This window comes from Streptomyces sp. NPDC031210, assembly GCF_055570395.1.
The window spans coordinates 39,056-61,619 of the sequence record NZ_JBVIHH010000019.1 but is presented as its reverse complement, the minus strand read 5'-3'; the positions used below and the strand labels follow the sequence as shown (position 1 = coordinate 61,619).

At 71.1% G+C, this 22,564-nt stretch carries 20 protein-coding genes and 1 pseudogene; 12 read left to right on the top strand and 9 right to left on the bottom strand.

Features of this window, described 5'->3' with window-relative positions; genetic code table 11:
- The first annotated feature begins 2 nt into the window (after positions 1-2).
- Genes ACZ45Z_RS28940 through ACZ45Z_RS28930 form a run of 3 tightly spaced genes read left to right on the top strand, consistent with a single transcriptional unit; the run spans position 3 to position 2,759 of the window.
- Complete coding sequence (locus ACZ45Z_RS28940; protein WP_468368437.1) at positions 3-917, top strand: metal-dependent hydrolase; 915 nt, start codon at positions 3-5, stop codon at positions 915-917.
- Position 918: 1 nt separating this feature from the next.
- Positions 919-2,028, top strand: coding sequence for a PDR/VanB family oxidoreductase (locus ACZ45Z_RS28935; protein WP_468368434.1), 1,110 nt, complete (start codon positions 919-921; stop codon positions 2,026-2,028).
- 35 nt (positions 2,029-2,063) lie between these two features.
- Positions 2,064-2,759, top strand: a complete 696-nt coding sequence (locus ACZ45Z_RS28930) for a TetR/AcrR family transcriptional regulator (protein ID WP_468368431.1) — start codon at positions 2,064-2,066, stop codon at positions 2,757-2,759.
- Positions 2,760-2,912: 153 nt separating this feature from the next.
- On the opposite strand, the gene pulA is transcribed toward ACZ45Z_RS28930, so the two are convergent.
- From pulA to ACZ45Z_RS28915, 3 genes and pseudogenes are all read right to left on the bottom strand, one after another.
- Positions 2,913-5,522 carry a pullulanase-type alpha-1,6-glucosidase gene (pulA, locus tag ACZ45Z_RS28925; RefSeq protein ID WP_468368563.1) on the bottom strand — a complete coding sequence of 870 codons (2,610 nt, stop codon included), beginning with the start codon at positions 5,520-5,522 and terminating at the stop codon, positions 2,913-2,915.
- 252 nt (positions 5,523-5,774) lie between these two features.
- Positions 5,775-7,187: pseudogene (locus tag ACZ45Z_RS28920) on the bottom strand (alpha-amylase); the annotation flags it as partial.
- A 263-nt stretch (positions 7,188-7,450) separates the two neighbouring features.
- Entirely contained in the window at positions 7,451-7,876 is a 426-nt protein-coding gene (locus ACZ45Z_RS28915) for an ATP-binding protein (protein WP_468368429.1), read from the bottom strand.
- 205 nt (positions 7,877-8,081) lie between these two features.
- On the opposite strand from ACZ45Z_RS28915, the gene ACZ45Z_RS28910 reads away from it, so the two are divergent.
- Together ACZ45Z_RS28910 and ACZ45Z_RS28905 are read left to right on the top strand one after the other, a co-directional pair.
- Positions 8,082-8,915, top strand: coding sequence for a helix-turn-helix domain-containing protein (locus ACZ45Z_RS28910; protein ID WP_468368427.1), 834 nt, complete (start codon positions 8,082-8,084; stop codon positions 8,913-8,915).
- Positions 8,912-9,160: a DUF397 domain-containing protein gene (locus tag ACZ45Z_RS28905; protein WP_468368425.1), complete on the top strand. Its 249-nt coding sequence runs from the start codon at positions 8,912-8,914 to the stop codon at positions 9,158-9,160. The genes ACZ45Z_RS28910 and ACZ45Z_RS28905 overlap by 4 nt, the downstream gene beginning before the upstream one ends.
- A 1-nt stretch (position 9,161) precedes the next feature.
- Here the strand turns inward: ACZ45Z_RS28905 and ACZ45Z_RS28900 are convergent, their stop codons facing one another.
- From ACZ45Z_RS28900 to ACZ45Z_RS28880, 5 genes are read right to left on the bottom strand one after another with little or no spacing between them, the layout of a single operon-like run.
- A complete protein-coding gene (locus ACZ45Z_RS28900; RefSeq protein ID WP_468368422.1) occupies positions 9,162-10,208 on the bottom strand; it encodes a LacI family DNA-binding transcriptional regulator in 1,047 nt (348 codons plus the stop codon).
- On the bottom strand, positions 10,196-11,863 hold the full coding sequence (locus ACZ45Z_RS28895) for a glycoside hydrolase family 13 protein (protein ID WP_468368420.1): 1,668 nt from the start codon (positions 11,861-11,863) through the stop codon (positions 10,196-10,198). The genes ACZ45Z_RS28900 and ACZ45Z_RS28895 overlap by 13 nt, the downstream gene beginning before the upstream one ends.
- A gap of 1 nt (position 11,864) precedes the next feature.
- Complete coding sequence (locus ACZ45Z_RS28890) at positions 11,865-12,692, bottom strand: sugar ABC transporter permease (RefSeq protein ID WP_468368417.1); 828 nt, start codon at positions 12,690-12,692, stop codon at positions 11,865-11,867.
- Between the two features lie 2 nt (positions 12,693-12,694).
- Complete coding sequence (locus ACZ45Z_RS28885) at positions 12,695-13,573, bottom strand: carbohydrate ABC transporter permease (RefSeq protein WP_468368560.1); 879 nt, start codon at positions 13,571-13,573, stop codon at positions 12,695-12,697.
- Between the two features lie 53 nt (positions 13,574-13,626).
- Positions 13,627-14,907, bottom strand: coding sequence for an extracellular solute-binding protein (locus ACZ45Z_RS28880; protein ID WP_468368415.1), 1,281 nt, complete (start codon positions 14,905-14,907; stop codon positions 13,627-13,629).
- Positions 14,908-15,156: 249 nt separating this feature from the next.
- On the opposite strand from ACZ45Z_RS28880, the gene ACZ45Z_RS28875 reads away from it, so the two are divergent.
- The 3 genes from ACZ45Z_RS28875 to ACZ45Z_RS28865 all read left to right on the top strand — a co-directional run bounded on the left by ACZ45Z_RS28875 (position 15,157) and on the right by ACZ45Z_RS28865 (position 18,858).
- On the top strand, positions 15,157-16,818 hold the full coding sequence (locus ACZ45Z_RS28875) for a glycoside hydrolase family 13 protein (protein WP_468368413.1): 1,662 nt from the start codon (positions 15,157-15,159) through the stop codon (positions 16,816-16,818).
- A 24-nt stretch (positions 16,819-16,842) separates the two neighbouring features.
- Positions 16,843-17,892 carry a LacI family DNA-binding transcriptional regulator gene (locus tag ACZ45Z_RS28870; RefSeq protein ID WP_468368410.1) on the top strand — a complete coding sequence of 350 codons (1,050 nt, stop codon included), beginning with the start codon at positions 16,843-16,845 and terminating at the stop codon, positions 17,890-17,892.
- Positions 17,893-18,084: 192 nt separating this feature from the next.
- A complete protein-coding gene (locus tag ACZ45Z_RS28865; protein WP_468368407.1) occupies positions 18,085-18,858 on the top strand; it encodes a phosphatase PAP2 family protein in 774 nt (257 codons plus the stop codon).
- On the opposite strand, the gene ACZ45Z_RS28860 is transcribed toward ACZ45Z_RS28865, so the two are convergent.
- On the bottom strand, positions 18,847-19,257 hold the full coding sequence (locus tag ACZ45Z_RS28860) for an RICIN domain-containing protein (RefSeq protein ID WP_468368404.1): 411 nt from the start codon (positions 19,255-19,257) through the stop codon (positions 18,847-18,849). The two genes, ACZ45Z_RS28865 and ACZ45Z_RS28860, sit on opposite strands and share 12 nt — an antisense overlap.
- 298 nt (positions 19,258-19,555) lie before the next feature.
- On the opposite strand from ACZ45Z_RS28860, the gene ACZ45Z_RS28855 reads away from it, so the two are divergent.
- The 4 genes from ACZ45Z_RS28855 to ACZ45Z_RS28840 all read left to right on the top strand — a co-directional run bounded on the left by ACZ45Z_RS28855 (position 19,556) and on the right by ACZ45Z_RS28840 (position 22,065).
- A complete protein-coding gene (locus ACZ45Z_RS28855) occupies positions 19,556-20,797 on the top strand; it encodes a helix-turn-helix transcriptional regulator (protein WP_468368402.1) in 1,242 nt (413 codons plus the stop codon).
- A 207-nt stretch (positions 20,798-21,004) separates the two neighbouring features.
- Positions 21,005-21,313, top strand: coding sequence for a hypothetical protein (locus tag ACZ45Z_RS28850; RefSeq protein WP_468368399.1), 309 nt, complete (start codon positions 21,005-21,007; stop codon positions 21,311-21,313).
- Positions 21,310-21,540, top strand: a complete 231-nt coding sequence (locus tag ACZ45Z_RS28845) for a DUF7848 domain-containing protein (RefSeq protein WP_468368396.1) — start codon at positions 21,310-21,312, stop codon at positions 21,538-21,540. Before ACZ45Z_RS28850 ends, ACZ45Z_RS28845 begins: the two co-directional genes overlap by 4 nt.
- A 192-nt stretch (positions 21,541-21,732) precedes the next feature.
- Positions 21,733-22,065 (top strand): hypothetical protein, encoded by a 333-nt coding sequence (locus tag ACZ45Z_RS28840; RefSeq protein WP_468368393.1) that lies wholly within the window; start codon positions 21,733-21,735, stop codon positions 22,063-22,065.
- Positions 22,066-22,564: the final 499 nt, after the last annotated feature.

The following is a 22,564-nucleotide window of genomic DNA, read 5'->3' as shown; positions in this document are numbered from 1 at the left end:
CCATGTCTAATACGGCCTCGTTGCGGCCCCAGTCGGTCGCGTCCGAGCACACCCCTCTGAAGGCCCGCAACGTCGCTTTCGACTGGGCGGGCACCCCTCTGCACTGGATACCGGGCGACCCGGCCAGCACCCACACCATCAATGTCCTGCATCTGCTGCTGCCCGCCGGGGAGCGGTGGTTCGTCCACGTCTACAAGCAGGTCCTGCCCCTCATCCGCGACGCGCGGCTGCGGGAGGACGTGATCGGGTTCATCGGCCAGGAGGCGATGCACTCCCAGGCGCACGACGACGTGCTGCCGCACCTGAAGGCGCAGGGCCTGGACCCGACGCCGTACACCGCGCAGGTCGACTGGCTCTTCGAGAAACTGCTCGGGGACCGCACGCTGCCGCCGGGGCGGGCCCGCAAGTGGTGGCTCATGGAGCGGGTCGCCACCATCGCCGCGATCGAGCACTACACGGCGTTCCTGGGCGACTGGGTGCTCAACGCCGAGGCGCTGGACGCCAAGGGCGCCGATCCGACGATGCTCGATCTGCTGCGCTGGCACGGCGCGGAGGAGGTCGAGCACCGGTCGGTGGCCTTCGACCTGTTCGTCCACCTGGACGGCGGCTACCGCCGGCGGGTGCGCACCTGGGCCACGGCGTTCACCGCGCTGGTCTTCCTGTGGCAGCGCGGCGTCCGGTTCTTCATGGAGAACGATCCGTCGCTGACCGACGGCAAGGCCGCGTTCCGGGATTTCTGGCGGGGCGGGCGGCAGGGCGTCCTGCCGACTCCCGAGCAGATGCTGCGGTCCATTCCGCAGTACCTCAGCCGCACCTACCACCCCTCCCAGCACGGCAGCACCGCGCAGGCCGTCGCCTATCTCGACCGTTCGCCCGCCGCGTCCGCGGCCGCCGCACCCGCCCACGGAGGCGCCTGAGATGTCCGCACTGCCGCGCATACGGACCGTCCTCGTGCTGACCGGCGCCGCGCTGGTCACCCGCCGGGCGCTGCGCCGCCGCATCCGGCGGTCGCCGCTGTGGCCGCTGCCCGCGCTGGAGGAGCCGATCTCGGGCCGGGGCCGGGACCGTACGGAGCCGCTGCGGCTGCGGGTCGCCGAGCGGGCGGTGGCCGCCGACGGGGTGGTGGCGCTGCGGCTCGAAGGTGAGCGGCTGCCGGGCTGGGAGCCGGGCGCGCACATCGATGTGGTGCTGCCGTCGGGCACCGTCCGCCAGTACTCGCTGTGCGGGGAGCCGGCCGACGCGGTGCGCCCGGACGGCGGCTCGTACACCATCGCGACGCGGCTGATCGAAGACGGCCGGGGCGGCTCGCGGGAGGTGCACGAGAAGCTGGTCGAGGGCGTCACCGTCGAGGTGCGCGGGCCCCGCAACCGCTTCCGGCTCGGCGAGTGCCACGCGTACGTGTTCCTGGCCGGCGGCATCGGCATCACCCCGATCCTGCCGATGGTGCGGCAGGCCGAGGCGGAGGGGGTGCCGTGGCGGCTGGTGTACGCGGGGCGGTCGCGGGCGTCGATGCCGTTCCTGGCGGAGTGCGAGAAGCTCGCTGGGGCCGGTGGCGGGCGGCTGACGGTGGTGGCCGAGGACGAGGACGGCCGGCCCGACCTGGCGGCGGTGCTGGCCGACGCGCCCCCGCACGCCGCGGTCTACTGCTGCGGCCCGCAGCCGCTGATGGACGCGGTGGCCGCGCTGCTGCCCGACGGCCCGGACGGCCTGACCCTGCACACCGAGCGGTTCGCGCCCGCCGTGCCCGCGCCGGCCGGACAGGACGCGCCGTTCGAGGTGGAGTTGCGGCGCACCGGCCGGACGGTGACCGTGCCGGCGGACACCAGCGCCCTGCGGGCCATCCGCGACCAGGCGCTGCCGGACCTGCCGTACTCCTGCGAGCAGGGCTTCTGCGGCACCTGCCAACAGCGGGTGCTGGCCGGTGAGGTGGAGCACCGCGACGAGCTGCTGACGGACGCCGAGCGCGAGGACTCGCTGCTGGTCTGCGTGTCGCGGGCGCGGGGCGGGCGGCTGGTGCTGGATCTGTGATGCCGGGGCGCGCCCCGGGTCGTTAGGGTGTGTGCATGACGACCGGGGCGCGCCGCAGGATGGGCGTCGAGGAGCGGCGTGAGCAGCTCATCGCCGTCGCACTCGACCTGTTCAGCCACCGCTCCCCCGAGGACGTCTCGATCGACGAGATCGCCGAGGCGGCCGGCATCTCCCGCCCGCTGGTCTACCACTACTTCCCGGGCAAACAGCAGTTGTACGAGGCCGCGCTGCGGCGCGCCGCCGAGGAGCTGACCGCCCGCTTCGCCGAGCCGCACGAGGGCCCGCTGGGCGCCCGGCTGCTGCGGGTGATGGAGCGGTTCTTCGACTTCGTGGACGACCACGGCCCCGGCTTCTCGGCGCTGATGCGCGGTGGCCCGGCGGCCGGTTCCGGCCGTACCAGCGCGATGATCGACGGCGTACGGCAGGCCGCGTACGAACAGATCCTCGCCCACCTCGCCATCCCCGACCCCGCCCCGCGGCTGGAGTTGGTGGTCCGCTCGTGGATCTCGCTCGCCGAGACCACCGCGCTGCTGTGGCTGGACGGCCGCCGCATCCCCCGCGCGGAGCTGGAGCGGCAGTTGGTCCACGATTTCGCGGCACTGGCGGCGGTGAGCGCGGCGTACGACGAGCCGATGGCGGCCGTGGTCCGCCGGATGCTGGCGGAGGAGCCGGCGGACGGCATGTTCGCCGAACTGGTGGGACGGCTGCTGGCGTTGCCGCAGGCGGTGTGACCACTTACCGCCCCGGGCCCGTGCGGCACCCTTGGCTGGCGGAGGGCGGTGGGCGGGTGGTGCGGCGTCGGGGAGCAGCCCTTCAAGGAGGGGACGGGTGGGAGTGGGTACGCCGTCACCCTCCTTGAGAAGCGGGTGGCCTCCGGGCCGGGATCAGTGGTGGCGGAAGACCGCGACGGTGCGGCCGGGGACGGTGAAGGTGCCCGAGGCCGCGGCGTACGAAGCGGTGGCGGTGATCCGGTCGGCGCCGTGGGCCTGGACGGGGTGCAGGGCGTAGTCCTCGCCCGCGAGGGGGGCGACCGTCTGGTCCTGGGAGCGCGGGGTGGCGTTGAAGACGATGACGAGGTCGCCGAGGCGCATGGTGATCACGCCGGGGGTCTCGTCCTTTCCGGAGAGCGGGAAGGACAGGGCCGACTGGACGCGGGCGGTGGTGGGCAGGTCGAAGGCCGGTTCGGTGGCGTGGATGCGGAGCAGGTCGCGGTAGGCGGCCGAGGCGCCGGTGGTCTCGGCGCAGCCGGGGCGTAGCGCGGGGTCAGCCAGCAGGGGCTTGGCGTAGGGCCACTTGTCCTTGTTGTCGGCGGCCGGCGGCAGGCCGCGGCCGAAGCCGTTGCCGTCGGCGCAGTCGAAGTGCAGGGCGTTGAACCAGTCGCCGCTGTCGAAGGAGTTGCGGTCCAGGGATTTGGAGCGCAGCAGGTCGGAGCCGGCCTGGGAGAGCGCCGGGCCCTGGGAGAGGGCGGCCGTGGCCATGGCCAGGACCTGTGCGCGGGCGCGGTCGGCGGGCGAGGTGGCCTGCGGGAGTTTGAAGGCCAGCGCGTCGTAGAGGGTTTCGTTGTCGTGGGCGTCGGCGTAGGCCAGGGCGTCGCCGGGTGCGGCGGCGTAGCCGGCCGGGGCGCCGTTGTAGTCGACCTCGGAGCCCTTGACGGTGCGGCCCGCCGAGTCGGTGAAGGTGTAGTCGGCCAGGTTGCCGGTCAGGCCGACCTTGATGAGGTCCTGGGAGTGCAGCAGGCGGGCGCGCTGTTCGGCCTCGGAGCCGTTGGCGGGCGAGGAGTTGGGGTCGGTGAAGAGGCCGGAGGCGAAGCCCTGGACGCGCGGGTCGGCGTCGAAGGGGCCGCCGCCGCGCACCGCGTCGCGGGCCCGGTCGCTGAAGGTCGCGATGCCGGTGCCGGCCATGTTCTTCTGGGTGGCCTGGACGAAGCGGGCGTCGTCGGCGGCCTCGCCGAAGTTCCAGCCCTCGCCGTAGAGGATGACCGCCTTGCCGTCCACGCCGTCCTTGGCGGGTGTCAGCGCGTCGAGGGCCTTGCGGACGGCGAGGATGTTGGCCTTGGGGTGGTGGCCCATGAGATCGAAGCGGAATCCGTCGATCTTGTACTGCTTGGCCCAGGTGACGACGGAGTCCACGACGAGCTTGCCCATCATGGTGTGTTCGGGCGCGGTGCCCGAGCAGCAGGTGGAGGTGGCCACGCCGCCGTCGTCCAGCAGCCGCTGGTAGTAGCCGGGCACGATGCGGTCCAGGACGGACCGGGCGTCCTGGCCGCTCGCGGCGGTGTGGTTGTAGACCACGTCCATGACGGTGCGCAGTCCGGCACCGTTCAGGCCCTGCACCATGCGGCGGAATTCGCGCGTGCGGGCCGTGCCGTCCGGGTCGGAGGCGTAGGACCCCTCCGGGACGGTGTAGTGCAGCGGGTCGTAGCCCCAGTTGTACGCGTCGCGGGCGGCCGTCTTGCCGACGCACGCCTGCTGGTCCTCGGAGTCGGGGGCGTGGGCGGCCAGGTCGCAGCCGGGGCGGGACTGGTCGGCGCGCCGCTCGGGGATCGTCGCGACGTCGAAGACGGGGAGCAGGTGGACGTGCGACGTCCCGGCGCGGGCAAGGGATTTCAGGTGCCGCATGCCGTTCGAGCGCTCGTCGGCGAAGGCGAGGTACTGGCCGCGGTGGCGGGAGGTGCGGTCCTCGGTGGAGAAGTCGCGGACGTGCAGTTCCTGGATACGGGCCCGGCGCGTCGGCACCGGCGCGGGCTTGGCCAGGTGCGTCCAGCCCTCGGGGGCGAGCGCCGGGTCGGCGAGGTCGGTGACCAGGCTGCGCGCGGAGTCGGCGGTCAGCGCGGTGGAGTAGGGGTCGGTGACCTTGTTGGTGACGGTCCTGCCGGCGGTGGGCGCCCAGACGGTGACGAGGTAGCGGTAGGGCTTTCCGGCCCAGTCGCGGCCGCCCTCGGCGCGCCACACCCCGCTCGCGGCGTCGCGCCGCATCGGGACGGTGCGGCCGTCCAGTTCGAGGGCGACGGTACGGGCGGTGGGCGCCCAGACGGAGAGCGTGGGGCGGCCGTGATGGAAGACGGGGCCGAGGCGGGCGTGCGCGGCGGCCGGTCCGTAGAGGTCGTCCAGGACGCCGGGTATCTGGACGCCGGTGGCGGCGCGCAGGGTGTGGTCCGCGGTGCGCTGGGTGGCGACGAGCCGGTCGCGCAGGGCGGTACGGGCCAGGTGCCGGTCGCGGGGGTCGACGGCGAAGGCGGGGAAGGCGGCGAGGTGCGGATAGGCCGCGCGTTCGGCGGGGGTGAGGGTGGCGGGGGTGAGGCGCAGGCTGCCGCTCCGGCCGCCGCCGTCCTCCCCTGGCGCGCCGAATTCGAGCCGGGCGTCGCCGGGTTGGGCGCCCTTCCAGACGACGGTGTCGCGGTCGATCCACTGGGCCAGAGCGGTGGCGGGCTCGGGCGCCGGCGCGGCGGTCGCGGCCGGGGCGCCGGGCAGGACGGCGGCGGCGCACAGGGCCATGGCCACGGCGACGACGCCGCGGCGGCCGGGGGCGGGGCGCGGGCGGCCGGTACGGCGCGGGGGGTCGGTGGGGCGGAGGAGGTCGTTGGGGCGCAGGGGGCCGGTCACGAAGGGGCTCCTTGTGGGGGCGTACGAGGGTGGGCGGCGGGCGGGCGGCGATAGCCGGGGTCAGCGGGCGGTCGGGGAGAGCCGGGGCGGGCGGTCGGGGGTGACCGGGGACGGGCCTCATGGCCCGCCCCCGGGGCGGGGTCAGCCGCAGCCGGTGCGGGCCCCCGCGTGCAGGGCCAGCGCCGTGTTGGCGGGCAGCGTCGCGGTGAAGCGGCCGGAGCCGTCCACCGTCACCGCGCGCCCGCTCTGCACGTCGCGGTAGCCGCCGGCCGGCAGCGAGGTCTGGAAGGTGCGGGTGAGCGCGGCGGATTCGTGGTTGAGGGCCACGAAGCCCTTGTCACCGCGTCCGAAGGCGATGGCGTCGCCGCCGTTGTCCCACCAGTTGGTGACGGCGGTGCCGCGCACGGTGTTGCGGAAGGCGACCATGCGGGCGATCTCGGGCCACTTGTGCTGGCACTTCCAGCCGTCCCGCCAGCAGGCGTCGACCCGGCCGCCAAGCGGCGGCCCTGCGTCGCGGTCGGTGAACTCGTAGCCGGAGTGGACGTCGGGCGAGCCGTAGGGCCAGGCCAGCATGAAGACGTTGGCGAGGGTGTAGTTCGCGCCGTCCTTGTAGCTGAGGGTGTCGCCGCCGCGCTCGGTGTCGTGGTTGTCGACGAAGACGGCGGCCTTGGCGCCGGGGAGGTAGCCCCAGCCCTCACCGTAGTTCTTGAGGTAGGCGAGGTTCTCGTTGTTGAAGACGCGCTTGAGGTCGCGGGCGTAGCGGAATTCCTGGACGTCGCCGGTGCCTTGGTACTCGTCCGGGGAGACGGCCTCGCCCGCCCCGTAGATGGCCTCCTGCTTCCAGTAGACCTGCGGGTCGGTCAGCCGGCCCTTGATGTCGGCGAGGTCGGCGGCCGGTATGTGCTTGGCGGCGTCGACGCGGAAGCCGTCGACGCCCAGGGACAGCAGGTCGTTGAGGTAGGCGGCGATCCGGCCGCGTACGTACGGCTCGCCGGTGTCGAGGTCGGCGAGGCCGACCAGCTCGCAGTGCTGGACGTTCCAGCGGTCGGTGTAGTTGGTGACGTGCGCGGTGCAGTCGTCGAAGTCGAAGGCCGAGTAGGTGCCCGGATAGTCGTACTTGGTATACGACGAGCCGCCGGTGCCGGAGCCGGCCGCCATGTGGTTGATGACGGCGTCGGCGACGACCTTGACGCCCGCGGCGTGGCAGGCGGCCACCATGTGCGCGAACGCCGCGCGGTCGCCGAGCCGGCCGGCGATCCGGTAGCCGACGGGCTGGTACGAGGTCCACCACTGGCCGCCCTGGATGTGTTCCTGGGGCGGCGACACCTGGACGTAGCCGTATCCGGACGGCCCGAGGGTGTCGCGGCATTCCGCGGCGACGGACTCGAAGCGCCACTCGAAGAGGACGGCGGTGACGTCCTTGGTGCCGGGCGTCGCGGCCTGGGCCGGCCGCGGCTGCTGCGGGACGAGGAAAGCCGCCGCGCCCGCCACGAGGGCCAGGGCGGCAGCCGCGGGTCTGCGGAGGGTTCGTTTGAGGGGGGTCAGGCGGTGGAGCATGGCTTCTCCTGAGGGGGTGGAGTGACCTCGCTCGGCAACGCGCCGTGCCCGGAAGGCCGTTGAGGGGAGCACCGCGCCGACGGTGCCGTTGATGATGATGGTTGTAGTCGCCGGAACTCCACGTTGCAAGGTCTTACGCAAAACATTGCAACGGTGTTACGTTCAAACGGCGAGCCCCGGTCCGGCCGGCCGGGGGGACGGCCGACGCGTCGGCCGGACCCCACGCGCCCGGCCTGCCGGACCGGCACCATCGGGCTCCTCCCCTACGCGCGGCGCGGCAGGTCCAGCTCGGCCCGCACGGTCTTGCCCACCGCCGGCCGGTCCACCACCTCCCAGCGACTGGCGAGCGCGGCGACCAGCAAAAGGCCGCGCCCCGTCTCGGCGTCGGACGGCGGCGGGGCGAGCGCGCCGGGGGACGGCGGCCGTTTCTCGGTACGGGTGTCGGCCACCTCGACGCGGAGCGTTCCGGGGCGGGCGCGGTCCCCGAGGAGGACGAGCCGCACCTCGAAGTCGCGGCCGGGCACGCGCCCGTGGGTCGCGGCGTTGGCGGCCAGCTCGGCGACGATCGCGGCGACGGCGTCGGACACGTCACCGCCGTACCCGAAGCCCCACGCGTCGAGCTGCTGCACGACGAGATACCGGGCGAGGCGGGCGCCCCGGGGGGTGGCGCTGAAGCGCTGCGTGAACATACGTACGGTGAGCGGCGCTTGGGGGATGGGGGGAGATACCTGGGGTGGCATGGCGCCCACGGTGCCCACCGACCAGGCAGTTCACCACGGTCTGCACTCGTACGCTGAGTCAGCGTACGAGTGCGAAGGGTAGACGGGCGGGGCAACGGACCGTAACGATGGGTGACTTGCGAGGCGGCACGAGCGAGACCCGGGGGGACCCGACATGACAGACGAGCGTTACGGCACCAGCGAACCCGAACCATCCGACAGCCTCAAGACCTTCGGCGCGGTCTACCAGGCGTTCCGCGAGAACGCGGGATTCACCCAGGAGTCCCTGAGCCCGGTGATCCGCTATTCCTCGCACTACATCGGCTCCGTCGAGCAGGGCCGGCGGCTCCCGTCGAAGAACTTCGTCGACCGCTCGGAGGATGCGCTGGACGCGCGCGGGGTCCTGCGCAAGGCCGCGACGCGGCTTACGAGGCAGCGGGGGCTGGCGTCGTGGTTCCGGCACTGGGCGGGGCTGGAGGAGACGGCGCTCAGCCTGTGTATCTACGAATGCCGGGTTCTTCCGGGGCTGTTGCAGACGAAGGCGTACGCGCGGGCGGTGAACTTGAGCGTCCCACCCCCGCCGGACGAGGATGAGGTCGAACAGCGAGTGGCCGCGCGGATGGCTCGCCAGCAGTTGCTGCACCGCAGGCCACCGATCGCGTTCAGCTTCATCATCGAACAGGCACTGATCGAACGGCACACGGGTGGAATCGAGGTCACCAAGGACCTCATCGACAACGTGCTGTGCTGCGCTGAATTGTGGAATGTCGAGTTGCAGATCATGCCGCTCCACCAGCCGTACCACGCAGGTCTCGACGGGCCCATGGAGCTGCTGGAGACACCGGACAACACGTGGCTCGGCTACAGCGAAGGGCAGAAGACAGGGCAACTGATCTCCGGTCCGAAAGATGTCAGCGTGCTCCAGATGCGGTATGCCAAACTGCGCTCGCAGGCCCTCACCCCCGAGGATTCCGCGGGCCTGTTGAAGCGATTGCGAGGAGCGCTATGAGCACCCCCGGGCTGGCCTGGTTCAAGAGCAGCTACAGCGGAAGCGAAGGCAGCAGTTGCGTCGAAGTCGCCCTCTCCTGGCGCAAGTCCAGCTACAGCGGAAGCGAAGGCGATAGCTGCGTGGAGGTCGCCACCTCCCCCACCACCATCCACATCCGGGACTCCAAGGACAAGCAGGGCCCGCAGCTCGCCGTGCCGGCCGACGCCTGGGCGGCGTTCGTGTCGTACGCCGCCCAGGGGGGTTGAGTCAGCTCGCGACCCGGCCCGTGGAGCCGCGTACGACCAGTTCGGGCTGGAAGACGAACTCGGTGCGCTGGACGGGGTTTCCCTGGATCTCCTCGATCAGCGCGCCGACGGCGGCCGTCGCCATCGCCTTGACCGGTTGCCGCACCGTGGTCAGCGGTGGGTCGGTGAAGGCGATCAACTGGGAGTCGTCGAAGCCGACCACCGAGACGTGCCCGGGTACGTCCAGTCCGCGCTGGCGCGCGGCCCGTACGACCCCCAGCGCCATCAGGTCGCTGCCGCACACGACGCCGGTGCAGCCGTCGTCCAGCAGCGTCGCGGCCGCCGCGTGGCCGCCCTCGACGCTGAACAGCGTGTGCCGTACGCGTCGTTCGGCCTGCCCCCTCGACAGGCCGAACGACTCGCCCAGCGCCGCCACGAAGCCCTCGGCCTTGCGGCGCGAGGGCACATAGCGGGCCGGGCCGACGGCGAGTCCGATCCGCTCGTGGCCCAGCTCGGCCAGGTGGCGTACGGCCATCCGGGCCGCCGCGCCGTCGTCGGGCGAGACGAACGGCGCGTCGACGCGCTCGTTGAAGCCGTTGATGAGCACGAACGGCACACCCCGGCTGGTCAGCCGGGCGTAGCGGGCCGGGTCGGCGCCGGTGTCCGCGTGCAGGCCGGAGAGGAACACGATGCCGGTGACACCGCGCTCCTCCAACTGTTCGACCAGCTCGTCCTCGGTCGCGCCGCCCGGCATCTGGGTGCACAGCACCGGCGTGTAGCCGTGGCCGGCCAGTGACTGCTCGATGATCTGCGCGAACGCCGGAAAGATCGGGTTGGTCAGCTCCGGGATGACCAGCCCGACCAGTCCCGCGCTGCGCCGCCGCAGCCGCAGGGGCCGCTCGTAGCCGAGGACGTCGAGCGCGGCGAGCACCCGTTGCCGGGTGGCCGCCGCGACGCCCGCCTTGCCGTTGAGGACGCGACTGGCGGTCGCCTCGCTGACCTGGGCCTGCGCGGCGATGTCGGACAGGCGCGGGGTGGCGCGGGATGCGTGCAGGGTCACACCTCCCACCAGACGGCGGTGTCCGCGGGGAGGGTGAACTCTCCGCTTCCGGCGTCCGGTTCGCGGGCGTCGACTGGGCGGGCGTCGAGCGGGTGGGCGTCGACTGGGCGGGAGGCGAGGAGCAGGCTGCCGGGGGCGGCCGGCAGGACGGCCGGCTCCTGCGTCGTGTTGACGGTGCAGACCAGTCCGCCGGGGCGCCGGAAGGCCAGGACGCCGTCGGGCGCGTCCAGCCACTCCACGGCGTCACCCGCGCCGAGCCCGGGGTGGGAGCGCCGCAGGGCCAGGGCGGCGCGGTAGAGCTCCAGGGTGGAGGCGGGGTCGCCGGTCTGCGCCTCGACGGACAGCGCGGCCCAGTCGGCGGGCTGCGGCAGCCAGCTACCGCCGCTGCCGAAGCCGTACGACGGCTCCTCGCCCGACCACGGGATCGGCACCCGGCAGCCGTCGCGCAGGCCGTCCTGACCGCTCTCGCGGAAGAAGGAGGGGTCCTGGCGCACCTCGTCGGGCAGGTCGGTGACCTCGGGCAGGCCGAGTTCCTCGCCCTGGTAGACGTAGGCGGAGCCGGGCAGGGCCAGCATCAGCAGCGCGGCGGCGCGGGCCCGGTCCAGGTCGCCGCCGAGGCGGGTGCGGTGGCGTACGACGTCGTGGTTGGACAGCACCCAGGTGGTGGGGGCGGCGACCGGTCGCATCGCGTCGAGCGAGGAGTCGATGGCCTCGCGCAGGTCGGCGGCGTCCCAACCGGTGCTGAGGTAGTGGAAGTTGAACGCCTGATGCAGTTCGTCGGCGCGGAGGTAGAGGGCGGTGCGTTCGGCGCTGGGGGTCCAGGCTTCGGCGACCGCGATCCGGTCCCCGGAGTATTCGTCGAGGACGGTCCGCCAGGAGCGGTAGATGTCGTGCACGCCGTCCTGGTCGAAGAACGGCAGCACCTGGTTGCCGAGGAGTTTGAGCTGCTCGCCCCGGCCCATGTCGGGCAGGCCGGGGGCCTTGACCAGGCCGTGGGCGACGTCGACGCGGAAGCCGTCGACGCCCAGGTCCAGCCAGAAGCGCAGGATGGAGCGGAACTCGTCCTGGACCGCGGGGTGTTCCCAGTTGAAGTCGGGCTGTTCGGGGGCGAAGAGGTGCAGGTACCACTCGCCGTCCGGCTCCGGCAGACGGGTCCAGGCGGGGCCGCCGAAGATGGACTCCCAGTCGTTGGGCGGCAGTTCGCCGTGCGCGCCCTTGCCGGGGCGGAAGTGGAAGCGGTCGCGCAGCGGGGAGCCGGGGCCTTCGCGCAGCGCCCGCTGGAACCATTCGTGCTGGTCGGAGCAGTGGTTGGGGACGAGGTCGACGATGATGCGCAGGCCCAGGTCGTGGGCCTCGCGGATCACCGCGTCGGCGTCGTGCAGGGTGCCGAACATCGGGTCGATGGCGCGGTAGTCGGCCACGTCGTAGCCGGCGTCGGCCTGCGGGGAGGCGTAGAAGGGGCTGAGCCAGACCGCGTCGACGCCCAGGTCCTTGAGGTAGGGCAGCCGGCTTCTGATGCCTTCGAGGTCGCCCATGCCGTCGCCGTTGCCGTCGGCGAAGCTGCGCGGATAGACCTGGTAGATCACCGCGTCGCGCCACCAGCCCGTCGTGGCGCGCGGGTCGCGGCCGGTCCGGGTGGCGGGGTCGGCGTAATGCTGGGTCATGTCATCCCTTGGTGGTGCCGGCGGTCAGTCCGGATACGAGGTGGCGCTGGGCGAAGGCGAAGACGAGCGCGGCCGGTACGGCGATGATCACGGCGGCGGCGGTCATCGATCCCCAGTCGTTGGTGTACTGGTTGACGAAGGTCTGGAGGCCGCCGGCGAGGGTCAGGTTCTCCTCGCCGGTCATGAACGCGGAGGCGTAGGCGACCTCGGCCCAGGCGGTGACGAAGGTGTAGAAGCCGGTGACGGCCAGTCCGGGGCGGGCCAGCGGCAGCACGAGCCGCCAGAAGGTGCCGAACGGGTTGAGGCCGTCGACCCGGCCGGATTCGTCGATCTCCACCGGGATGGTGTCGAAGAAGCCCTTCATCATCCAGGCGCAGAACGGCACGGCGATGGTCAGGTAGGTGATGACCAGGCCCGCGGGCTGGTTGAGCAGGCCGAGGTTGGCCAGCAGGTTGTAGAGCGGGACGATCAGCACCGCGACGGGGAACATCTGGGTGATCAGCAGCAGCCACATCAGGGGGCGCATTCCGGGGAAGCGGAAGCGGCTGACGGCGTAGCCGGTGGTGGCGGCGATGAACACACCGAGGACGGTGGTGAACCCGACGATGATCACGGAGTTCCCGAACCAGGTCAGGAACGCGGTCTCGCCCAGTACGTGCGTGTAGTTGGCGAGGGTGAAGTTCTTGACCGGCGCGGTGGTGAAGGCGTCGTTGCGCGGCTTGAAGGAGGTCACCAGCAGCCACAGCGGCGGGAAGACCGCGACGACCGCGGCGAGGGCGAGGCCGGCGTGCAGCCCCACCGAGGCCAGCGGGTTTCGTTTGGCACGCATGGTCACCACACCTCTCCCTGCTTGCGCAGCGCCCGGCGGTAGACCACCGCGACGAGCGCGAGCATGACCAGGATCAGGACGCCCCAGGCCGCGGACTCGGAGAAGTTGCGGGGGCTGTCGATGAAGGAGAGCCGGTAGGCGTACGTCACCAGGATCTCGGTGGCGTCGCCCGGCCCGCCCCTGGTGAGCAGGAAGATCACCGGGAACATGTTGAAGGTCCAGATGGCGGAGAGCAGGATCACGGTGCTGCTCACCGCGCGCAGGCCCGGAAGCGTGATGTTGCGAAAGCGCTGCCAGGCGCCGGCGCCGTCCATCTCGGCGGCCTCGTACAACTCGCCGGGGATGGACTGGAGGCCGCCGAGCAGCGCGACGAGCATGAAGGGCACGCCGAGCCAGACGTTGCAGGCGATGACCGACAGCTTCGCCCAGGTGGGGTCGTTCAGCCACGGGACGGCGTCGATACCGCCGCCGGCGAGGATCTGGTTGAGGATGCCGTTCTTCTCGTTGTAGAGCATCCGCCAGGTGAAGATGGAGATGAAGGCGGGGACGGCCCAGGGCAGGATCAGGGCCAGCCGGTAGAAGGTGCGGCCCTTGAGCTGCCGGTTGAGCATGTTCGCGAGGGTCAGGCCCAGCAGGAACGTGATCGACACGCAGCCGACGGTCCACAGGACGGTCCAGCCCAGGCGGTCCCAGAAGACGCTGTTGGTGAGGATCGCCTGGTAGTTGTCCAGGCCGGTGAACTTGTAGGTGGCGGGGATGTGGTTGACGCCGATGGTCCGCTCGACGTTGGCCTCGTTGGCGTCGGTGAGCGAGAGGTAGGCGCCGCGCACCAGTGGATAGCCGATGATCACCCCGAGTACGAGCAGTACCGGGGCGACCATCGTCCATGCGTACCAGTGGGTGCCCAGCGCCCGGCGCACCCGTACAGCGAAGGTCACTTGTAGTCCTTGAGCAGCTTCCGGTAGGCGGCGCCGGTGGCCTTGGCGGCTTCCTCGGGCGAGGAGGCACCGGTGAGCACCTTGTTCATCTGCACCTTGACCGGCTCGAAGAGGGAGTTGGCCTGGGCGATCCAGGGGCGCTGGACGGCGCCGTCGACGGCGGGCTTGAAGAACTTGACCATCTCGTTGTTCTTGACGGCCGGCACGTCGTACACGGACTTGCGGGTGGGCAGCAGGCTGAGCTTCGCGGTGGTCTCCTGCTGGATCTTGGCGGAGCTCATGTACTTCACGAAGGCGTAGGAGGCCCGGAGGTTCGGGGAGCCGGCGTAGACGGAGAGGTTCCAGCCGCCCTGCGGGGAGCCCTGGGCCTTGCTGCCGCCGGGGACGGGCGCGACGCCGAGGTTGTCCTTGTCCTTGAACGCCTTGCCGGAGCGGGCGCCCTCGATGTCCCAGGGGCCGTCGACCGCCATCGCGACCTTGCCGTCCTTGAGGGCCTTGAGCTGGTTCTCCTGGCCGTCGGTGGCGTCGGTGACGGCGGCCTTGGAGTCCACCAGGGACTTGATGGTCTTGAACGCCCGGACGCCGGCGTCGTCGTCGATCTCCACGATCTTGTCGCGGGCGTCGACCATGTCGCCGCCCTCGCCGTAGAGGTAGGGCAGGAACCAGTAGGGGTCGTCGCCGCGCAGGTAGAGGGCGGTGGCGCCGGTCTTGTCCTTGATCTTCTTGGCGGCGGCCGTCAGATCGGCGAAGGTCTTGGGCACCTCGACGCCCGCGTCCTTGAGGATCTTCTTGTTGTAGAAGAGGCCGAGGGTGTCGATGACCTGCGGCGCGGCGTAGGTCTTGCCGTTGAACTCGGTGCTGCCGACCGCCTGCGGGAGGTAGTCCTCGGTCTTGTCGAGGGCGGGGGTGCCGTCGAGCGGGGCGAGGTAGCCGAGGTTGGCGAAGTCGGCGACCCAGGCGACCTCGGTGCGCATCACGTCGGGGGCGCCGGAGTTGCCGCCGGCCGCGTTCTTGAACTTGGCGTTGGCGTCACCGAAGGGCACGCTCACATACTTGACGTGGACCTTGGGGTGCTCCTTCTGGAAACCCTCCGCAAGCTTGCGGTAGGTCGCCTTTTCGGCGTCGTTGGAGGTGTCCCAGAAGGTGACGGTTCCGGACAGTTCGCCGCCGCTGTCCTGGTTTCCGTCGCCCTCACCCCCGCCACCGCACGCCGTCGCCGCCAGCGCAAGCCCCGCTACCAGCGCGGTGGCCGTAATGCCACGTATGCCACGCCGCATGTGAACTCCTTAGGAATATGCCCGAGATGGCGGTCAGGAACGTAACAGCGCCGCAAACAAACCGAAAGACCTTGCGGCAAATTTCTGCAAGACCGGGGGATCGAATTGCAGCCCTTTGGCCGGAAGAGCCCCCTCCGCACCCCCGTCGCACCGTCACCCCGCGCCCGCCCGAGCGTTGATTGGCGTGAAGCGTGATCGTTTCGTCGACTCCGTGACACACGGTCGACTCGACCTCGACAGGGACGGCAGATGACCCAGGAGCTCACCTCCCCCACCCCCGCCCGCCAGGCCCCCGCGCCGACCGGAGGGCCGCAGTGGTGGCGCGACGCCGTCATCTACCAGGTATACGTCCGCTCCTTCGCCGACAGCGACGGTGACGGCGTCGGCGATCTGCGCGGCGTCCGCGCGCGCCTGCCCTACCTCCGGCACCTGGGCGTGGACGCCCTCTGGCTCACACCGTTCTACGCCTCACCGCAGGCGGACGGCGGCTACGACGTGGCCGACTACCGCGCCGTCGACCCGCTCTTCGGCGACCTCCAGGACGCCGACGACCTGATCCGCACCGCCCACGAGACGGGGCTGCGGGTCATCGTCGACATCGTGCCCAACCACACCTCCGACCGGCATCCGTGGTTCCAGGACCCCGAGCTGGCCCGCGAGCGCTACATCTTCCGCCCCGGCCGGGGAGCCGACGGCGAGCTGCCGCCCAACGACTGGGAGTCGGTCTTCGGCGGCCCCGCCTGGACCCGTACCGACCGGGGCGACTGGTACCTCCACCTCTTCGCCCCCGAGCAGCCCGACCTCGACTGGGACCGCCCCGAGGTGCACGCCGAATTCGCCGCGATCATGCGCTTCTGGCTCGACCTCGGCGTGGACGGCTTCCGCGTCGACGTCGCCCACGGCATGGTCAAGGCCCCCGGCCTGCCCGACATCGGACACGGCCAGCAGGCCAAGCTGATCGGCTCCCAGGTCCTGCCGTTCTTCGACCAGGACGGGGTGCACGCCATCCACCGCACCTGGCGCCAACTGCTGGACAGCTACGACGGCCCGCGCATCGGCGTCGCCGAAGCCTGGGCCCCCACCCCCGAGCGGCTGGCCCTCTACGTCCGCCCCGACGAGCTGCACCAGGCGTTCAACTTCCAGTTCCTCAACGCCGCCTGGGAAGCCGACGCGCTGCGCCAGGTCATCGACGCCTCACTCGCCGCCACCACCTCCGTCGGCGCCCCCACCACCTGGGTGCTCTCCAACCACGACGTCGTACGGCACACCACCCGCCTCGGCGGCAGCCTCGCCCGCGCCCGCGCCGCCACCCTGCTCATGCTCGCGCTGCCCGGCTCCGCCTACCTCTACCAGGGCGAGGAACTGGGCCTGCCCGAGGTCACCGACCTGCCCGACGAGGTACGCCAGGACCCGGCCTTCTTCCGCGGCGGCCGGGCCACCGGCCCCGCGGGACCGGGCACCGACACCGAGGCCGCCCCGGACGGCCTGGCCGGCACCAGCGGCCAGGACGGCCACCGCGACGGCTGCCGCGTCCCGCTCCCCTGGTCCGGCACCCACCCGCCCTACGGCTTCGGACCCGGCGGAAGCTGGCTGCCGCAGCCCGCCGACTGGGCCGCGCTGACCGTCGAGGCACAGACCGGCGACCCGGCCTCCACCCTGGAGCTCTACCGCGCCGCCCTCGCCCTGCGCCGCCGGCTGCCCGGCCTCGGCGACGGCGAGATGACCTGGCGGCCCGCCCCCGACGGGGTGCTCGCCTTCGCCCGCCCCGGCGTGCTGTGCACCGTCAACACCCTCGGCCGCCCCGTCGAGCTCCCCGCGCCCGGAAACCCGCTGCTCTCCAGCGCCCCGGCGAGGGTCGACGGCGCCCGCGCGGTGCTCCCCGGCGATAGCTGCACCTGGTGGGCAATCTGACACGCGAACGGTACAGTCCCACCCATGACCGCCCGCCTGGCCGATATCGCAGCGCAGGCGGGTGTCAGCGAGGCCACCGTCAGCCGGGTTCTCAACGGGAAGCCCGGTGTCTCCGCCACCACCCGCCAATCGGTGCTGGCCGCCCTCGACGTACTGGGCTACGAACGCCCCGTCCGGCTGCGGCAGCGCAGCGCGGGCCTGGTCGGCCTGATCACGCCGGAGCTGGAAAACCCGATCTTCCCGGCGTTCGCGCAGGTCATCGGGCAGGCGCTGACCCGCCAGGGCTACACCCCGGTCCTCGCGACGCAGACGCCCGGCGGCTCCACCGAGGACGAGCTGACCGAGATGCTCGTCGACCGCGGGGTGGCCGGCATCATCTTCGTCTCCGGGCTGCACGCCGACACCTCCGCCGACATGCAGCGCTATGAACAGCTCCGCGGCCAGGGCGTGCCGTTCGTCCTCATCAACGGCTTCTCCGACAAGGTCCAGGCCCCGTTCGTCTCCCCCGACGACCGGGCCGCGGTGGACCTGGCCGTGACCCATCTGGTGGCGCTCGGCCACCGGCGGATCGGCCTGGCCCTCGGCCCGAAGCGCTTCGTGCCCGTCCAGCGCAAGATCGAGGGTTTCCTGCGCAGCGTCCAGGAGCAGCTCGACCTGGGCCCCGCCGAGGCGGAGCAGTACATCCAGCACTCCCTCTACACCCTGGAGGGCGGCCAGGCCGCCGCCGGCGCCCTCATCGACCGGGGCTGTACGGCCCTGGTCTGCGCCAGCGACATGATGGCGCTCGGCGCGATCCGCACCGCCCGGCAGCGCGGCTTCGACGTGCCGCGCGAGATGTCCGTCGTCGGCTTCGACGACTCCCCCCTCATCGCCTTCACCGACCCGCCGCTGACCACGATCCGGCAGCCGGTGCCCGCCATGGGCCAGGCGGCGGTGCGGGCGCTTCTGGAGGAGATCGGCGGTACGCCCGCCCCGCACAGCGAATTCGTCTTCCACCCCGAGCTGGTGGTGCGCGGCTCCACCGCCTCCGCGCCCAAGGCCGCGAAGGTCCCCAGGCCCCTGCGGACGCGCTGAGGCGGGGGTCGGGCGTCCCTCTCAGGTACCGTACGCGGCCTCGAATACCCGACCGAAGGATGATCGCCGGTACGTCCCTTTCTGGCAGACTGTCTGCCTATGGGTGATGCGCATGTGAGAACTCTGGACGGTCGGCCGGCCACCGAGCCACCCAACGCAGAGCGTGGCGCTCGCCCGTCGGGGGGCGGCCGGATGGCCCGCCTGCGCGTTCCGCGCACACCCCGGCTCTGGTTCGAGATCCTGCTGATCGCCGTCAGCTACTGGACGTACTCCCTCATCCGCAACGCCGTGCCCGAGCAGCGGGCGCACGCGCTGCGGAACGCCGACTGGATCTGGCGCGCCGAGCACGCGCTGGGCATCGCCGTCGAACACACCGTCAACCACGCGGTGGACTCGGTGACATGGCTGATCGTGACGATGAACTACTACTACGCCACACTGCACTTCATCGTGACGATCGGCGTCCTGGTCTGGCTCTACCGCTGGCACCCCGGCCGCTACACCGCCGCCCGCACCGCCCTGTTCGCCACCACCGGCATCGCCCTGATCGGCTACTACTTCTATCCGCTGGCGCCGCCGCGGCTGATGCCGGGCGGCGGATTCGTGGACACCCTGATCAAGCACGACACGTGGGGCTCGATGGCCTCCGGCAACCTCGCCTCGATGTCCAACCAGTACGCCGCGATGCCGTCGATGCACATCGGCTGGTCGCTGTGGTGCGGCATCACCATCGCGCTGCTGGCCGAGCCGCTGTGGTGCAAGGTCGCCGGTGTGCTCTACCCGACGGTGACGCTGCTGGTCATCGTCTCCACCGCCAACCACTTCTGGCTGGACGCCGTCGGCGGTGTGCTCTGCCTGACGTTCGGCTTCGCCTTGGCCCTTGCCTGGTACGGCGCGCTGCCGCACCGTCTGGCGCGCCGGGTGGGGGCGGCGGGAGCGGACGCGGCCCGCCCGTCACCGGGCTGAGGGAGCGGGGCGGACCAGGAAGCGCTGGTCCGCGCCCCCTGAGCACGGCTCCAGGACCACTTCCGTCCCGGCGGACGTGGGGTCGCCGTTCAGACCCCAGCACCGGTGGTCGGCCGCGTCGGCGGCGCGGATCCGGACGGTCCCGGCGCCCGCCGCGTCGATGCGGAACGTCTGGTCCGCCGGGCGTGACCGGCAGCCGTCCCAGGGCTCCAGCAGGCCGCGGCGGATGACGGTCAGGCAGCCGCGGCCGAGGTCGGGGTCGGGGTGGTGCCACTCGACGAAGAAGCGGCCCGCGCCCGCCGGTGTCAGGCGCGTCCGCGGCAGGGCGGCCCGGTCGCACGGCAACTGGACCGCGACGGCCCGCGCCGGGTCGCCGCCGCGCTCGCGTCCCTCGGTCACACACCGGCGCGGCGAACGGGCCGGCCGGAGGGTGACCCAGCCGCCGGGGGCGGTGACGGGGGTGGTCGCGGTGGCGGCGGGTGCGGAAGGGGTTGACGGGGTCGGGCCCGATCGCGTGGTGGGGGCGCCGGGGAGCAGGAGCCAGGCGGCCACAGCGGCCGGCAGGGCGGTGGCGAGGCCCGCGAGGAGGAGGCGGCGGGTGGCGGGGTGGCCGGACTTGCCTTCGCTGGCCTCTGGCTTGACCGATCAGCGTTGCTCCGGTAAGCGGCGGGCATACCCTTGACGCGAGGTGGTGCCGATGTCTACAGGGTTGGCAGACAACGTCAAAAAGTACCGGCGCACGGCCGGACTGAGCCAAGAAGCGTTGGCCGAAGCGGCTGACCTGTCGCTGAGCACGGTTCGCAAGGCGGAGCAAGGTGGGCACGTGAGCATGGACACCCTTGCCGCCCTTGCCCGCGCGCTGGGGGTCTCAACTTCCGACCTGTTCGCCACCGAGACACCGAAGTCCGTTGTTGGTGCGGAGGATGAGGCGAACCGCCGCTATCTGGCAGAGCTGAGGCGTTCCCTCATGCCCCCTATCGGGCTCTCAGCGTCCCTGTCAGAGCCTGGTGAAGCCGGGGAAGTCTCCACCATCCGGCAGGGCGTACAGGACGGCCACGCGCTCTACCAGGCGGACCGGTACACGTCCGTAGCGCGGAAGCTGCCCGGCTTGCTGCGGTCCTCTGAGGCCGCCGTGGCCACCCTTGAAGGCGAAGATCAGCAACACGCCATGATTGCGCGCGCTCACGCGCTGCTGCTTACGGGCAAGTACCTCACTCAGGTACGGCAGTACGACATGGCTTACTTCGCACTCGCTGAGGCAATCCGGCTTGCTCGCGAGACTGGCCAAACTCAGTTGGCAGCCACGGGAGTTGTGGGACTGGGCTGGCTTCTTCTGCGGCAGGACCGATTCGACGAGAGCGAACAGCTTGCAGCGCAGACGGCAGCGGAGATCGAACCGCGCATGTCTTCTGCGACTCCGGCGCAGCTTGCCGTCTGGGGTGAGTTGTGGCTCAGGGTTGCCGCTGCTGCACGGCGGAACAACCGGCCGGATGTGGCAAAGCACGCCCGTCGAATGGCGGCGACCGCTGGGGGTGCTCTGGAGCGGGAACACACGGACTTCCCTTCACACTGGAGCGCATTTGGCCCCGTGACCGCTGAGGCGAAGGCCGTTGAGGACCTTGCTCTTGTGGGTGATGCGCGCGGTGTTCTCCGTCGAGCCGATGAAGGCCCCCTGAGCCCCAAGGCCGTGAAGAACTTCGGTCGGTTGAGTACGAACAACTGGGGCCGCCACCGACTGGACGTTGCCCGCGCTCACGTCTTGCTGGGGTCTCACCAGGACGCCATGGATGAGTTGGTCAACCTTCGTGAGACGGCCGATGTATGGCTGACGCATCAGCCCATGGCGCGACGCGTGATGGGGGACATCCTCAAGAACCGTAAGCGGACGCTGACGGAAGAGATGCGCAGCATGGCAGCTCATCTTGGGCTTGCCGGGTAACTACTGCGGAACGTGGTGGTTCGCTGCGCTGGTTTGCTGAACTACCGCTCTGCGCACGTGGATTGAAGCCCTCTGTGCTCATACGGTTCCCCTACCGACCGAACAGCGAAGGGGGCCGAAGCAATGCAGAGAACGGAAGGTGACCGGCGGCGACGGGAACACCTTGCCGACGTGTCGACGGGACACACGCCCCGGTTACTCCCGTGGGTGACTGAGGACGGCAAGCGGTGCATGTTGAGCACCGGCGACGAAGGCGGCTTCTTGTCTGGGCTCGCTGACGACTTTGAGGCCGTGCAGCTTGCCATGGGTGAGGACGTTCTCAAGCAAGCGCGCAAGGTGCTGGACGACCCTATGACCCCGAACGCTGAGGTGCGGTACACGGCGCTACGCCTGTCCGAGTGCCTGACTGACGCGCTGCGGATTGCCGAGAGTCGAGGGCTCCGTCTGCCTGCGCCGGACACCAGCGAGGATGACGACGACGAAGACCCGGCACAGTCCGGTGAGGCGTCCGCATGACCCGCGCTGTCCTTCGGTTCGTGAAGCACGGCATCCGGCACGTGGAAGAAGGCGGGTGGATCTTCGAAGCCTTCTGCGCGACCACGTCGGAGTGTGAGGAGACATCCGGCCCCCAGGGTGAGCAGGAAGACGCTCAGGACTGGTGCCTTCGCCATACCGGGCAGACCGGTCATGACCTCTTCCGCCGTGTCGTCACAGACCATGCCCGAGTCGCTCGGGACGAATGACCCCGGCGCGCTGAGACGGCGAATCAAGGCTCAGCGTGTCGGCTGCCCCGTCTGTGCGTACGTCCCCCCGTGGCGCATAGGCGGGGCTTTCTCGTCCCCCTCCGAACCACCGAAAACCAAAGCGCCCCGACAGACCGATTAGGCCCGGTCCATCGGGGCTTGCCGAACAGCTTGCATAGGAGCTGAACGACCATGCGCGATGCTATCGCCCGCGCCCTTCTCTGGGTGCTCTCCGTACTGCCATGGACCCGCCGGAGCAACCCCGGACGCCATTCCGCCGCATTCCTCGCCGAGTGCATCGATCCCGTCCCTGTCAGTCCGTGGTCCCAACCGTGGACCGGACCGACCAAAGCGCAGACCCAAGAGCTGTTCCGGCAGCAAGCGGAAACCACCCTGGAACTCAACCTGACTCGCCAGCGTCGCCGTGCTGCCGCGCTGGCCACCATGGGCGTTGACTACCCGTACACGTGCGAGGGTGCCCCGTTCCCGGCTGCTGCGTTCGTCCCAGCGAAGGTAGGCGGGTAGACCCTGAGCAGACACCAAACAGCCCTCGTCGTGTGTCGCTCTGACACATGGCGGGGGCTTCCGCATGCCCGCTGACCTGTGGTCTTTCTGAGTTGCAAGGGTGTAGGGTCTACCGGCGGTAGGTCAGTCCGGAGCTTTCCTTGAGCTGCCGCAGCAAGGCGACGAACTCGGCCGTGTCGCACGCGACTTCGGGACGTAAGGCGCGGCCGGATTCCCCCATGGTTACCACGCCGGTGTCCTCGCCCTGTCCCTCGCCGGTGGTCTGGCGGCCACCGCCGTGGCCCCGGCGCAGGCCCGGCCGGCACCCGAGCCGACCGCGTCGCCCGCCGCCAGCCGAACGGCCGGCAGGGCTCGGTCGAGTCGGAGAGGTGGACCGACCGCAACCCCAACGACTACTACTCCAACGGGTGCGTGAAGCTCGACCCCGCCGCCGTCAAGGGCCTGTTCGGCAAGGTGGACCGGATCGGCTGGTCGCACCTGAGGAAGCTCCGGGTCGTCA